The 13,802-nt window shown below is 73.1% G+C and carries 12 protein-coding genes; all 12 read left to right on the top strand.

Features of this window, described 5'->3' with window-relative positions; translation table 11 throughout:
- Positions 1–14 precede the first annotated feature (14 nt).
- The gene (locus IE251_RS32175; protein WP_189756479.1) at positions 15–3,245 is read left to right on the top strand and encodes a S41 family peptidase; all 3,231 of its coding nucleotides are present in this window, start codon (positions 15–17) and stop codon (positions 3,243–3,245) included.
- Positions 3,246–3,358: 113 nt separating this feature from the next.
- Positions 3,359–3,712, top strand: coding sequence for a histidine triad nucleotide-binding protein (locus IE251_RS32170; protein WP_030604935.1), 354 nt, complete (start codon positions 3,359–3,361; stop codon positions 3,710–3,712).
- 6 nt (positions 3,713–3,718) lie between these two features.
- Positions 3,719–4,624: a ribonuclease Z gene (locus IE251_RS32165; protein ID WP_189756478.1), complete on the top strand. Its 906-nt coding sequence runs from the start codon at positions 3,719–3,721 to the stop codon at positions 4,622–4,624.
- 20 nt (positions 4,625–4,644) lie between these two features.
- Complete coding sequence (locus tag IE251_RS32160) at positions 4,645–5,649, top strand: adenosine deaminase (protein WP_189756477.1); 1,005 nt, start codon at positions 4,645–4,647, stop codon at positions 5,647–5,649.
- A 122-nt stretch (positions 5,650–5,771) separates the two neighbouring features.
- Positions 5,772–7,088: a glucarate dehydratase family protein gene (locus IE251_RS32155; RefSeq protein WP_189756476.1), complete on the top strand. Its 1,317-nt coding sequence runs from the start codon at positions 5,772–5,774 to the stop codon at positions 7,086–7,088.
- Positions 7,089–7,182: 94 nt separating this feature from the next.
- Positions 7,183–8,340 carry a carbohydrate kinase family protein gene (locus IE251_RS32150; protein WP_189756475.1) on the top strand — a complete coding sequence of 386 codons (1,158 nt, stop codon included), beginning with the start codon at positions 7,183–7,185 and terminating at the stop codon, positions 8,338–8,340.
- Positions 8,341–8,497: 157 nt separating this feature from the next.
- Positions 8,498–9,580 carry a PhoH family protein gene (locus tag IE251_RS32145; RefSeq protein ID WP_189756474.1) on the top strand — a complete coding sequence of 361 codons (1,083 nt, stop codon included), beginning with the start codon at positions 8,498–8,500 and terminating at the stop codon, positions 9,578–9,580.
- Positions 9,581–9,592: 12 nt separating this feature from the next.
- Positions 9,593–10,090: an rRNA maturation RNase YbeY gene (gene ybeY / locus IE251_RS32140; protein WP_030777220.1), complete on the top strand. Its 498-nt coding sequence runs from the start codon at positions 9,593–9,595 to the stop codon at positions 10,088–10,090.
- Between the two features lie 9 nt (positions 10,091–10,099).
- Positions 10,100–11,401, top strand: a complete 1,302-nt coding sequence (locus tag IE251_RS32135) for a hemolysin family protein (protein WP_189756473.1) — start codon at positions 10,100–10,102, stop codon at positions 11,399–11,401.
- The gene (locus IE251_RS32130; protein WP_189756472.1) at positions 11,398–11,757 is read left to right on the top strand and encodes an MmcQ/YjbR family DNA-binding protein; all 360 of its coding nucleotides are present in this window, start codon (positions 11,398–11,400) and stop codon (positions 11,755–11,757) included. The genes IE251_RS32135 and IE251_RS32130 overlap by 4 nt, the downstream gene beginning before the upstream one ends.
- A gap of 47 nt (positions 11,758–11,804) precedes the next feature.
- Entirely contained in the window at positions 11,805–12,158 is a 354-nt protein-coding gene (locus tag IE251_RS32125) for a cytidine deaminase-like protein (protein WP_189756471.1), read from the top strand.
- A 1,065-nt stretch (positions 12,159–13,223) separates the two neighbouring features.
- A complete protein-coding gene (locus tag IE251_RS32120) occupies positions 13,224–13,697 on the top strand; it encodes a hypothetical protein (protein WP_189756470.1) in 474 nt (157 codons plus the stop codon).
- The last annotated feature ends 105 nt before the right edge of the window (positions 13,698–13,802 follow it).

Here is a 13,802-nt window from a genome sequence, read left to right as displayed (position 1 = left end):
CGTAGAGTGACGGGGTGACTCAGGGCGCTTCGACGGGAAACACGCACGGCTCCGGCTACCTCCGGTTCCCCCATCTGCACGGCGACTTGGTGACCTTCGTCGCCGAGGACGACGTATGGCTAGCCCCGCTGGACGGCGGCCGGGCCTGGCGGGTCAGCGCCGACAACATGCCGGTGACCCAGCCCCGTCTGTCACCGGACGGACGGCACCTCGCCTGGACCTCCACCCGGGACGGCGCCCCCGAGGTGCATGTCGCCCCGGTCGACGGCGGACCCGCCAAGCGGCTGACGTACTGGGGCAATTCCCGTACGGAGGTGCGCGGCTGGACCCCGGACGGACGGGTGCTCGCGCTCGGCGCGCACGGCCGGCACAGCTTCCGGCACACCTGGGCGCACGCCGTCCCGCTGGACGGCGGCCCGGCCGAGACCCTGCCCTACGGCCCGGTCGGCGGCGTCGCCCTCGGCCCGGCCACCGTGCTGCTGTCCGCGCCGATGGGCCGCGAGGCCGCCTACTGGAAGCGCTACCGGGGCGGCACGGCGGGCAAGCTGTGGATCGACCGGGCCGCCCAAGGGGAAGAGGGCGCCGGGGAGTTCGTCCGGCTGCACGAGGACCTCGACGGGAACATCGAGTGCCCGGTGTGGGCGGGAGACCGCATCGCGTTCCTGTCGGACCACGAGGGCACCGGCGCGCTCTACTCCTCCCTCGCCGACGGCTCCGACCTGCGCCGGCACACCCCCCTCGGGGGCTTCTACGCCCGGCACGCGGCCGGCGACGGCACCCGGATCGTCTACAGCTCCGCCGGTGAACTGTGGCTGCTGGACGACCTGGAGGGCGCCGAGCCGCGCCGGCTGGAGATCCGGCTCGGCGGGCCCCGCGTGGACCTCAGGCCGTACCCGGTCAACGCCTCCCGCTGGTTCGGCGAGGCGTCCCCCGACCACACCGCGCGCGGCAGCGCCGTCTGCGTGCGCGGCGGTGTCCACTGGGTCACCCACCGCTCCGGCCCCGCCCGCGCCCTGGCCGCCACCCCCGGCGTCCGCGCCCGGATGCCGCGCGCCTTCCGCGCCGACGGCGAGGAGTGGGTGGTGTGGGTGACGGACGCCGAGGGCGAGGACGCCCTGGAGTTCGCCCCGGCGACCGGTACCGTGCCCGGTGCCCCGCCGCGCCGGCTCGCCGCCGGACAGCTCGGCCGGGTCCTGGAACTGGCCATGGCGCCCGACGGCAGCCGGGCCGCCGTGGCCGCGCACGACGGCCGGCTGCTGCTGGTCGAGCGCGAGACCGGCGAGGTCCGCGAGGTCGACCGCAGCGACGACGGCGAGGTCTCCGGCCTCGCCTTCTCCCCGGACTCCGCCTGGCTGGCCTGGTCCCACCCCGGCCCGCGCCCGCTGTCCCAGCTGCGCATCGCCCACACCACCGACCTGTCGGTCACCGAGGCGACCCCGCTGCGCTTCCAGGACTACGCGCCCGCCTTCACCCTTGACGGCAAACACCTGGCGTTCCTCTCCAACCGCGCCTTCGACCCGGTCTACGACGAACACGTCTTCGACCTCGCCTTCGTGGTGGGCGCCCGCCCGCACCTGATCACGCTGGCCGCCACCACCCCCTCGCCGTTCGGCCCGCAGCGCCACGGCCGCCCCTTCGAGACCCCCGACAAGGACGAGACCCCCGACAGCGAGGGCACCCCGGCCACCCGCATCGACCTCGAAGGGCTCGCGGACCGGATAGTCCCCTTCCCGGTGGAGGCCGGCCGCTACTCCACGCTGCGCGCCGCCAAGGACGGCGTCCTGTGGCTGCGCCACCCGGTGCGGGGCGTCCTCGGCACCGCCCGCGCCCACCCCGAGGACCCCGACCCGCACACCGAGCTGGAGCGCTACGACCTCGCCCAGCGCCGCCTGGAGCACCTCGCCGCCGACGCCGACCACTTCGAGGTCAGCGGCGACGGCAAACGCCTGCTGCTGTGGAGCGACGGCCGGCTGCGGGTCGTGCCCAGCGACCGCCGTACCGGCAGCGACGACGACGGCGACACCAGCGTCACCGTCGACCTCGCCCGGGTCCGGGGGACCGTCGACCCGGCCGCCGAGTGGCGGCAGATGTACGACGAGACGGGCCGCCTCATGCGTGACCACTTCTGGCGCCCCGACCTCGGCGGCGCCGACTGGGCCGGGATCCTCGACCGCTACCGCCCGCTGCTGGCCCGCCTCGCCACCCACAGCGACCTGGTCGACCTGCTGTGGGAGGTGCACGGCGAACTCGGCACCTCGCACGCCTACGTCACCCCGCGCGGCGGCTCCGGACGCGCCCGGCACGGTCTGCTCGGCGCCGACATCTCCCGGCACGAGGACGGCAGCTGGCGCATCGACCGGATCCTGCCGGCGGAGACCTCCGACCCCGACGCCCGCTCCCCGCTCGCCGCGCCCGGTGTCGCGGTCCGCCCCGGGGACGCCGTCATCGCGGTGGCCGGGCACCCGGTCGACCCGGTGACGGGCCCGGGCCCGCTGCTGGCCGGCACGGCGGGCCACCCGGTGGAGCTGACCGTCTCCCCGGCCGGCGGCGGCGAACCCCGGCACACCGTCGTCGTCCCCATCGCCGACGAGGAACCCCTGCGCTACCACGCCTGGGTCGCCGACCGCCGCGCCCACGTCCACGCGGCCTCCGGCGGTCGCCTCGGCTACCTCCACGTCCCCGACATGCAGGCCCCCGGCTGGGCCCAGATCCACCGCGACCTGCGCGTGGAGGTCGCCCGCGAGGGACTCGTGGTCGACGTCCGGGAGAACCGCGGCGGGCACACCTCCCAGCTGGTGGTGGAGAAGCTGGCCCGCCGGATCATCGGCTGGGACCTGGCGCGCGGCATGCGCCCCACCAGCTACCCGCTCGACGCGCCGCGCGGCCCGGTGGTGGCCGTCGCCAACGAGTTCTCCGGTTCGGACGGCGACATCGTCAACGCGGCGATCAAGGCGCTCGGCATCGGCCCGGTCGTCGGCACCCGCACCTGGGGCGGGGTCATCGGCATCGACAGCCGCTACCGCCTGGTCGACGGCACCCTGGTCACCCAGCCGAAGTACGCGATCTGGCTGGAGGGGGTGGGCTGGGACGTGGAGAACCACGGGGTGGACCCGGACGTGGAGGTCGTCCAGCGGCCCCAGGACTGGGCATCCGGCACGGACGCCCAGCTGGACGCGGCGATCGCGCTCGCGCTGGAGGCGCTGGAGGAGCGGCCCGCGAAAACTCCGCCCGGCTTGCCAACCTGAGGGGCGCGGGGCGGTACCGATCCGCGGTTCCGCCGCGTGGGCGCGAGCAACCACGTACGACCCGCACCCGAACGACTACGATGCCCACCGTAGTGATCACAGGAGGCGCACGCATGTCCGGAGAGCCGCAGAACGACTGCCTGTTCTGCCGAATCGTCGCGGGCGAGATCCCGGCGACAATCGTTCGCGAAACAGAGACAACCGTGGCTTTCCGGGACATAAATCCCCAAGCCCCCACCCACATTCTTGTCATCCCCAAAGCCCACTACGAGAACGCGGCCGCCCTGGCCGCCGAAGCGCCGCAGGCGGCCGCCGATGTGCTCGCCGAGACCAAGGCCGTGGCCGACGCGGAGGGGCTCGACAGCTACCGCCTCGTCTTCAACACCGGCTCCGGCGCCGGCCAGACCGTCTGGCACGCCCACGCGCACGTCCTCGGCGGCCGTGGCCTGCAGTGGCCCCCGGGATGAGCGCCCGTGTCCGTACGTGAACTGGTGGTCCTCGGCACCGCCAGCCAGGTCCCGACCCGGCACCGCAACCACAACGGCTACCTGCTGAGGTGGGACGGCGAGGGCATCCTCTTCGACCCCGGCGAGGGCACGCAGCGGCAGATGCTGCGCGCCGGGGTCGCCGCCCACGACCTGAACCGGATCTGCGTCACGCATTTCCACGGCGACCACTCCCTGGGCCTGGCCGGGGTCATCCAGCGGATCAACCTGGACCAGGTGCCGCACGAGATCACCGCGCACTACCCGCGTTCCGGCCGGCGCTTCTTCGAGCGCCTGCGCTACGCGACCGCCTACCGCGAGACCGTCGCCCTGACCGAGGCCCCGGTCGCCGCCGACGGCCTTCTCGCGGTCACCCGGTCGTACACCCTGGAGGCGCGCCGGCTCTCGCACCCCGTGGAGTCCTACGGCTACCGGCTCGTCGAGCCCGACGGCCGCCGCATGCTGCCCGACCGGCTCGCCGCGCACGGCATCCAGGGCCCGGACGTCGGCCGGCTCCAGCGGGAGGGGCGGCTCGGGGACGTGGCCCTGGAGGACGTCAGCGAGGTACGGCGCGGACAGCGGTTCGCGTTCGTCATGGACACCCGGCTCTGCGACGGCGTGCACGCGCTCGCGGAGGACTGCGACCTGCTCGTCATCGAGTCCACGTTCCTGGACGAGGACGCGGGCCTCGCCGTCGAGCACGGGCACCTGACGGCCGGGCAGGCCGCCGCCGTGGCCCGGGACGCCGGGGTGCGGCACCTGGTGCTGACCCACTTCAGCCAGCGCTACACCGAGCCCGAGGAGTTCGAGCGGCAGGCGCGGGCGGCCGGGTTCACCGGGGAGCTGACCGTGGCCCACGACCTGCTGCGGGTACCGCTTCCGAAACGGCGGTAAAACACCCGTACGATGCTTTGATGCCCCTCCCGAAAGCAGAACTGCACCTCCACATCGAAGGCACCCTGGAGCCGGAGCTGGCGTTCGAGCTGGCCGCCCGCAACGGCGTGCGCCTGCCGTACGCGGACACCGACGCCCTGCGCGAGGCCTACCGCTTCGCGGACCTCCAGTCCTTCCTGAACCTGTACTACGAGCTGATGGCCGTCCTGCGCACCGAGGACGACTTCGCGGACCTGGCGAACGCCTACCTCGCCCGGGCCGCCGCGCAGGGCGTGCGGCACGCGGAGATCTTCTTCGACCCGCAGGCCCATGTGGCCCGGGGCGTGCCCCTGGGCACGGTCGTGGAGGGGCTGTGGCGGGCGCTGGGGGAGAGCGAGGCGAACCACGGCGTCTCCACCCGGCTGATCATGTGCTTCCTGCGGGACGAGTCCGCCGAGTCGGCCCTGCTCACGCTGGAGGCCGCGCGGCCGTACCTGGACCGGATCACCGGGGTCGGCCTGGACTCCGCCGAGGTCGGGCACCCCCCGGCGAAGTTCCGTGAGGTGTACGAGGCCGCCGCCGCGCTCGGGCTGCGCCGGGTCGCGCACGCCGGTGAGGAGGGGCCGCCGGAGTACATCACCGAGGCGCTGGACGTGCTGGGCGTGGAGCGCGTCGACCACGGTCTGCGCTGCGTGGAGGACCCGGCGCTGGTCGAGCGGCTGGTCCGGGAACGGATCCCGCTCACGCTGTGCCCGCTGTCCAACGTGCGCCTGCGCACCGTCGACACCCTCGCCGACCACCCGCTGCCCGCCATGCTCGACGCCGGGCTGCTGTGCACGGTCAACTCCGACGACCCGGCGTACTTCGGCGGGTACGCGGGCGACAACTTCGCGGCCGTGCACGAGAGCCTGGGCCTGACCCGGGACCGGCTGCGCGAGCTGGCCCGCAACTCCTTCCTCGCCTCCTTCCTGGAGGACGACGAGGAGCGCCGGGCCCGCTACCTCGCCGAGGTGGACGCGTACGAGTTCGGGGACGACGTGTCGTAGTCGCGGACGACGGGGGTGTCGCTGCCGTGGCCGGGGTGTGTGATCCCGGCCACGGTGTCGTTTGCGGGTGGTGTCCAGGGGTAGAACCGTCTAGCCTGCGTTCTCATATATGGACGTTATTCATGAGGAGAGATGGTGGGGGCCTCCCAGTGACCCGTGACCTGACCATCGCCGAGGTGCGGCTGACGCCGATCCTGGTGGCCGACCCGCCGCTGCTCAACACCCAGGGAGTACACCAGCCGTACACTCCCCGGCTGATCGTGGAGATCGTCACCGCCGACGGAGTCACCGGGCTCGGCGAGACCTACGGCGACACCAAGTACCTGGAGCTGGCCCGGCCGCTGGCCGAACGGCTCACCGGTCGCTCGGTCATGGACGTGAACGGACTGTTCGGGATCGACCTGGCCGTGGACGCCTCCCGGGTCGAGGGCGGCACGGACGCGGGCGGTCTGCGCGGGGCGCAGACCGCCGACAAGCTGCGGCTGTCGGTGCTGTCCGCCTTCGAGGTCGCCTGCCTCGACGCCCAGGGCCGGGCGCTCGGCCTGCCCGTGCACGCGCTGCTCGGCGGGAAGGTCCGCGACGCCGTCGAGTACAGCGCCTACCTCTTCTACAAGTGGGCCGGGCACCCGGCGGGCGTTGCCGCCGAGCCCGACGAGTGGGGCGCCGCGCTCGACCCGGCCGGCGTGGTCGAACAGGCCCGCCTGTTCCAGCGGCGGCACGGCTTCGGCTCGTTCAAGCTCAAGGGCGGGGTCTTCCCGCCCGAACAGGAGATCGCCGCCGTCCGCGCCCTCGCCGACGCCCTCCCCGGCCACCCGCTGCGGCTCGACCCCAACGGCGCCTGGTCGGTCGCCACCTCCCTGAAGGTCGCGAAAGAGCTGGGCGACGTCCTGGAGTACCTGGAGGACCCGACGCTGGGCACGCCCGCCATGGCCGAGGTGGCCGCCGGCACCGACGTGCCGCTGGCCACCAACATGTGCGTGACCACCTTCGGCGAGATCAAGGAGGCGTTCGCGAAGGACGCCGTCCAGGTCGTCCTGTCCGACCACCACTACTGGGGCGGGCTGCGCAACACCCAGCGGCTCGCCGCGATCTGCGCCGCCTTCGGGGTCGGCGTCTCCATGCACTCCAACACCCACCTCGGCATCAGCCTCGCCGCGATGACCCAGGTGGCGGCCACGGTCCCCGGTCTGCACCACGCCTGCGACTCCCACTACCCCTGGCAGTCCGAGGACGTCCTCACCGAGCGGATCGCCTTCCGGGCCGGCCGGGTCGCCGTGTCCGACGCGCCCGGCCTCGGCGTCGAACTGGACCGGGACGAACTGGCCCGGCTGCACCGGCGGTGGGCCGACGACGACGGCGCCCTGCGCGACCGCGACGACGCGGCGGCGATGCGCGTCGCCGACCCCGCCTGGCACACCCCGGTGATGCCCCGCTGGTGAACCGGCGCCGGCCCGCCGGTGGGCGGACCCCTGGCGTGCCGGTACGTGTGCTGGTGCACACTGGCCGAAACCGCACCACGCCAGGGAGCGCACCGTGACGTCGTCGCACACCCTCGCCCGAGAGGAACCGGAACACCTCACCCAGGCAGCGCGCCGCCAGGTCCAGGTCGACCCGCTCGCCGCGCTGCGCGCCCCCGGCGACCCGCCCTGGGACGTCTACCTCACCGGCACGGTCTTCCTCGACATCATCTTCACCGGCCTGGACTCGGCGCCGGTGCGCGGCACCGAGTCCTGGGCCCGGGGCATGGGCTCCAGTCCCGGCGGGGTCGCCAACATGGCCGCCGCCCTCGCCCGGCTGGGCCTGCGCACCGCCCTGGCCGCCGCGTTCGGTGACGACCACTACGGCGAGTACTGCTGGGACGCCCTGGAACGGGGCGAGGGCATCGACCTCTCGGCCTCGCGGACCGTGCCCGGCTGGCACTCCCCGGTCACCGTCTCCATGGCCTACGAGGGCGAGCGGACCATGGTCTCCCACGGCCACGAGCCGCCGCCCGAGGCCGTCTTCGGCCCGGACGGGGGGCCCGCCCGGCCGCCCCGCGCGCGGGCCGCCGTGGCCTCCCTCACCCCGGGCCGCGGCGCTCCGTGGATCGCCGAGGCCGCCCGCGCGGGCACCCGGATCTTCGCCGACGTCGGCTGGGACGAGACGGGCGCGTGGGACCTGGCCGGCCTGCCCGACCTGGAGCACTGCGAGGCGTTCCTGCCCAACGCGGAGGAGGCGCGCCGCTACACCGGCGCCGACTGCCCCCGGGCCGCCGCGCACGCGCTGACCGAGTGCGTGCCGGTGGCCGTGGTGACCCTGGGCGAGGAGGGCGCCTACGCGGTGGACCGGCGCACCGGGGAGGCCGCCGAGGTCCCCGCGATCGCCGTGGAGGCGCTGGACCCGACCGGGGCCGGGGACGTGTTCGTCGCCGGGTTCGTGACCGGCTCCCTGGCCGGCTGGCCGCTGGCCGACCGGCTGGCCTTCGCCGGGCTCACGGCCGCGCTGTCGGTGCAGGAGTTCGGCGGCTCGCTGTCCGCGCCCGGCTGGTCGGAGATCGGGGCGTGGTGGCGCAAGGTGCAGTCCCTGCCCGGGCAGGACCCGATGGCCCTGGAGCGGTACGCCTTCCTGGAGGACCTCGTCCCCAAGCGGCTGGACCGGCCCTGGCCGCTGCGCCGGGCCGTGCCCACCATCGGGTTCGGCCGCTCGGCCTGAGCCGGTGCCACGCCGAAACGGTACGGCGGGCCGGAAAAACGGTCGTAGGAAAAGCCCTACGGCGTTGTCATCCCCCCGTCGTACCCTGGACAGTGCGAGGCCGCCCTCAGCCGTGCGGCCGTGACGAGGAGGAAGCGCAGGCCTTCAGCGCCGGCCCATGACAGAGACACCGACAGCTCACACCCCCGCGCAGGAGCAGGCGAGAGCGCAGTTCACCGTCCCCGCCCAACACCCCATGGTGACCGTGCTGGGTTCCGGCGACTCCCTCCTGCGCGTGATCGAGAGGGCCTTCCCGGCGGCCGACATCCACGTCCGGGGAAATGAGATCAGCGCGGTCGGCGACCCCGTCGACGTCGCCCTGATCTCGCGCGTGTTCGACGAGATGATGCTGGTGCTCCGCACCGGGCAGCCGATGACGGAGGACGCAGTGGAACGCTCGATCGCCATGCTCAAGGCGAGCGAGAACGGCACGAACGACGGGCCCGAGACCCCGGCGCAGGTGCTCACGCAGAACATCCTTTCCTCGCGGGGCCGCACCATCCGCCCCAAGACCCTCAACCAGAAGCGGTACGTCGACGCGATCGACAAGCACACGATCGTCTTCGGCATCGGCCCCGCCGGCACCGGCAAGACCTACCTGGCCATGGCCAAGGCCGTGCAGGCCCTGCAGTCCAAGCAGGTCAACCGGATCATCCTGACCCGCCCGGCGGTGGAGGCGGGCGAGCGCCTCGGCTTCCTGCCCGGCACGCTCTACGAGAAGATCGACCCGTATCTGCGCCCGCTGTACGACGCGCTGCACGACATGATCGACCCGGACTCCATCCCCCGGCTGATGGCCGCCGGGACGATCGAGGTCGCGCCGCTCGCCTACATGCGCGGCCGCACCCTCAACGACGCCTTCATCATCCTGGACGAGGCCCAGAACACCAGCCCCGAGCAGATGAAGATGTTCCTCACCCGCCTCGGCTTCGACTCGAAGATCGTGATCACGGGTGACGTGACGCAGGTCGACCTGCCCGGCGGGCAGAAGTCCGGTCTGCGCCAGGTGCAGGAGATCCTCGAGGGCGTCGAGGACGTGCACTTCTCCCGGCTGTCGTCCCACGATGTCGTACGGCACAAGCTGGTGGGCCGTATCGTCGACGCGTACGAGCAGTACGACAGCAAGCACGGCACCGAGAACGGCGGCTCCCCCAAGGGAGGCCGCGCCGGGACCGGTGCCAGGGGCTCCAAGGGGAAGTAGACCAGCACGACCATGTCGATCGACGTCAACAACGAGTCCGGCACCGAGGTAGACGAGCAGGCGATCCTGGACATCGCCCGCTACGCGCTCGCGCGGATGCGCATCCACCCGCTCTCCGAGCTCTCGGTGATCGTCGTGGACGCCGACGCCATGGAGCAGCTGCACATCCAGTGGATGGACCTGCCGGGCCCCACCGATGTCATGTCCTTCCCGATGGACGAGCTCCGGCCGCCGTCCAAGGACGACGACGAGCCGCCGCAGGGGCTGCTCGGGGACATCGTGCTGTGCCCGGAGGTCGCCGCCCGGCAGGGCGCCGAGGCGCCCACGCGGCACTCCATGGACGAGGAGCTCCAGCTGCTCACCGTCCACGGCGTGCTCCACCTGCTCGGGTACGACCACGAGGAGCCCGACGAGAAGGCCGAGATGTTCGGGCTCCAGGCGGCCATCGTGGACGGCTGGCGGGCCGAGCGCGGCCTGACCGGCCCGTCGCCCGCGCCGACCGTCTCGTAAGCGGGCCACATGTCCGTTCAGCTCGTGCTCGGCGCGATCGCGCTCGTCGTCGTGGCCTGGCTCGCCGCCTGCGCGGAGGCGGGCCTCGCCCGTGTCTCCAGCTTCCGCGCCGAGGAGGCCGTGAAGTCCGGGCGGCGGGGCAGCGCCCGGCTCGCCCAGGTCGCCGCCGACCCCACCCGCTATCTGAACGTGGCCCTGCTGGTCCGGGTGGCCTGCGAGATGGCCGCCGCGACCCTGGTCACCTACGCCTGCCTCAAGGAGTTCTCCACCACCTGGGAGGCCCTGCTGGTCGCCCTCGGCGTGATGGTCCTCGTCTCGTACGTCGCCGTCGGCGTCTCCCCGCGCACCATCGGCCGCCAGCACCCGATCCACACCGCGACAGCGGCGGCCTATGTGCTGCTGCCGCTGGCCCGGATCATGGGCCCGGTGCCCTCCCTGCTGATCCTCATCGGCAACGCGCTCACGCCCGGCAAGGGCTTCCGGCACGGCCCCTTCGCCTCCGAGGCGGAGCTGCGCGCGCTGGTCGACCTCGCCGAGAAGGAGTCGCTGATCGAGGACGAGGAGCGCCGGATGGTGCACTCGGTGTTCGAACTGGGCGACACCCTGGTGCGCGAGGTCATGGTCCCGCGCACCGACCTGGTCACCATCGAGCGCTTCAAGACCATCCGCCAGGCCCTCACCCTGGCCCTGAGGTCCGGCTTCTCGCGGATACCGGTCACCGGTGAGAGCGAGGACGACATCATCGGGATCGTGTATCTGAAGGACCTGGTCCGCAAGACGCACATCAGCCGGGAGGCGGAGGGCGACCTGGTGTCCACGGCGATGCGCCCGGCCGTGTTCGTGCCCGACACCAAGAACGCCGGCGACCTGCTGCGCGAGATGCAGAAGGAACGCAACCACGTCGCCGTCGTCATCGACGAGTACGGCGGCACCGCCGGCATCGTCACCATCGAGGACATCCTGGAGGAGATCGTCGGCGAGATCACCGACGAGTACGACCGGGAACTGCCGCCCGTGGAGGACCTCGGTGACGACCGCTTCCGGGTCACCGCCCGCCTGGACATCACCGACCTCGGCGAGCTGTACGGCCTGGAGGAGTACGACGACGAGGACGTGGAGACCGTAGGCGGGTTGCTCGCCAAGGCGCTCGGCCGGGTGCCGATCGCCGGCGCGTCCGCCGAGGTGCGCCTGCCGGACGGGCGGGTGCTGCGGCTGACGGCGGAGGCCGCGGCCGGCCGCCGCAACAAGATCGTCACGGTGCTGGTCGAGCCGGTCCCGGTGCCGGCCGCCGAGGAGGAGAAGGCCGAGTGACTCCCAAGGAGCTGCGCGCCTTCTGCCTGTCGTTCAACGCGGCGGTGGAGGAGTTCCCGTTCGGCCCGGAGTTCTCGGTCTTCAAGGTGCTGGGCAAGATGTTCGCCCTGACGACGCTGGACGCGCGGCCCCTGACGGTCAACCTCAAGTGCGACCCGGAGGACGCGGTCCGGCTGCGCGGTGAGCACGAGGGGCTGATCGTCCCCGGCTGGCACATGAACAAGCGGCACTGGAACACGGTGACCGTCGACGGGGCGCTGCCGGACCGGCTGGTCAGGGAGCTGATCGAGGACTCCTACGACCTGGTCGTGGCGGGTCTGCCGAGGGCGGAGCGGCTGCGGCTCGACCGGGCGTGACGCACCCGTGGCGGGGCGGGCCCGGAGCGGCTTCGTATGCTCGGGGCATGACCGAGAGCACCGGGCTTGACCCCGAGGACCGCAAGATCGTCACCCTGGCCCGTTCCGCGCGGGCCCGCAACGTCGTGCCCGAGGGCGCGGCCGTACGGGACGAGACCGGGCGCACGTATGTCGCCGGGACGGTGGAGCTGCCCTCGCTGAAGCTGAGCGCGCTGCGGACCGCCGTCGCGATGGCCGTGGCCTCGGGGGCGCGGTCACTGGAGGCGGCGGCCGTGGTGAGCGACGCGGAGTCGCTCCCGGCCGAGGACCTGTCCGCCGTGGCCGACCTCGGCGGCACCGGCACCCCGGTCCTGCTCGCCGCCCCCGACGGCACGGTCCGCCTCACCATCCCCGCCACCTGACCCCTCCGCACCCGCCCCGGGCCGCCCCCCGGCCCGGCCCGGGCTCGGTGCTCTTTCCGGGTTTGCGGCCCTGCTTGGGCTCGCGCCCCGTTCGGGTTCCGGTCCCGCTTGGGCTCGGGGCCCCTGTTCGGGTTTGTGGCTCTGCTTGGGCTCGGGGGCCCTATTCGGGTTGTCGGCCTTGCTTGGGCTCGGGCCTCCGCCCGGGCTTCCGGTCCCGCTTGGGCTCAGGGCCCCTGTGCCCTGCTTGGGCGCGGGGCCCCTGTTCGGGTTTCCGGTCCCGCTTGGGTTCGGGACGCCTATCCGGGTTTGCGGCTCTGCTTGGGCGCGGGGTCCTATTCGGGTTGTCGGCCTCGCTTGGGCGCGGGGCCCCTGTTCGGGTTTCCGGTCCCGCTTGGGTTCGGGACGCCTATCCGGGTTGTCGGCCTCGCTTGGGCTCGCGCCTCCGTCCGGGCTTTTGGTCCCGCTTGGGCTCAGGGCCCCTGTTCGGGTTCTCGGTCCCGCTTGGGCTCGCGCCCCATCCGGGTTCCCGCCCTCGCCTTGGCTCGTGGCCCCTATCCGGGTTTGCGGCCCTGCTTGGGCTCGCGCCCCATTCGGGTCCCCGCCCTCGGCTGGGCTCGTACCCTCCGTCCGGGCCGCCTCCTCGCCCGGGCTCCGTCCTCGCCGGATTGCGGCCGCCCCGGGCGGGGGGATTCTGCCCGCGCGTGCTCCGTGCCGCTCGGAGCTTCTGAGCCGCCCGGGCTCGGGCTGCCAGGCTTCCCCTCGTCCGGGCTCCATCCCGCCCGGGCTCCGCGCCACCCCGGGCTCCCCCCTCGCCCAGGCTCCGCCCCCCCTGGACCTCCGTCCCCCGGGCTTTCCGTCCCCCCGAACATCCACCCCCACCCCCGCCAGGTCGGCTGGATTTCGGCCTTGTCGGGTTTTCGTCGGCGCGGGTCAATGGGGCCGTACGTCCGACGGACCGTCAGATCCGCATCGCCGCGCAGCGCCCGCACCCGCCTGCTCAGGCCTCTCCGTTCCGCCGGCGTCCCCACCTGGCACGTCCCCACCACGAAAGGGAAGCGGATCCCCATGAGAGGCACACGCACGGCGATGGGTGCGGCCCTGGCCGCCGGGGCCCTCGCGGTCACCGGACTGGCCTTCGCGCCCTCCGCGGCCGCCGTCACTCCCCAGTCGGCGACCATCAACGCGAACTGCGGCGTCTTCGGCGGCGGCGCGGCGACGCTCACCGCCACCCAGAGCGGCACCTCGGCCACCCTCACCCTCAGCTCCACCGCGATCAAGACCCCGGTCGCGGTGGCCCAGGACTCGATCGCCACCACGCTCACCATGGTCAGGGCGAGCGGCGGCACCACCGTCTTCAGCGGGACCAAGAACCCGGCCATGGCCGCCGGTGCCGCGGTCACCGTCGGCCCGCTGGCCGGCACCGTGGCCGCCGGCGACAAGCTGGAGGCGTACGGCGGCTCGCTGAAGATGGTGATCTTCGGGGTCTCCGTGACCTGTACGGCCACGGCCAAGCAGTCGCCCGGACCGTTCGTGTTCTGACCGCGGCCGAGCGATCTGTTCCGGATCGCGCCGTAACCGCCGCAACCGCCGAAATCCCGGGAATGCCGCAGAAACTGATACTCCGTCAGGTGTCTGCGGCATTTC

This window comes from Streptomyces eurythermus (genome assembly GCF_014649115.1).
Taxonomy (GTDB): domain Bacteria; phylum Actinomycetota; class Actinomycetes; order Streptomycetales; family Streptomycetaceae; genus Streptomyces; species Streptomyces eurythermus.
This window is presented reverse-complemented; position numbering and strand designations above follow the sequence as displayed.

What these genes read in the sequence shown, in the direction of transcription:
- IE251_RS32145 (WP_189756474.1), top strand. Translation starts at nt 8,498, where the DNA reads ATGACAGAGACACCGACAGCTCACACCCCCGCGCAGGAGCAGGCGAGA.
- IE251_RS32155 (WP_189756476.1), top strand. Translation starts at nt 5,772, where the DNA reads ATGAGGAGAGATGGTGGGGGCCTCCCAGTGACCCGTGACCTGACCATC.
- IE251_RS32125 (WP_189756471.1), top strand. Translation starts at nt 11,805, where the DNA reads ATGACCGAGAGCACCGGGCTTGACCCCGAGGACCGCAAGATCGTCACC.
- IE251_RS32160 (WP_189756477.1), top strand. Translation starts at nt 4,645, where the DNA reads ATGCCCCTCCCGAAAGCAGAACTGCACCTCCACATCGAAGGCACCCTG.
- IE251_RS32135 (WP_189756473.1), top strand. Translation starts at nt 10,100, where the DNA reads ATGTCCGTTCAGCTCGTGCTCGGCGCGATCGCGCTCGTCGTCGTGGCC.
- ybeY (WP_030777220.1), top strand. Translation starts at nt 9,593, where the DNA reads ATGTCGATCGACGTCAACAACGAGTCCGGCACCGAGGTAGACGAGCAG.
- IE251_RS32170 (WP_030604935.1), top strand. Translation starts at nt 3,359, where the DNA reads ATGTCCGGAGAGCCGCAGAACGACTGCCTGTTCTGCCGAATCGTCGCG.
- IE251_RS32120 (WP_189756470.1), top strand. Translation starts at nt 13,224, where the DNA reads ATGAGAGGCACACGCACGGCGATGGGTGCGGCCCTGGCCGCCGGGGCC.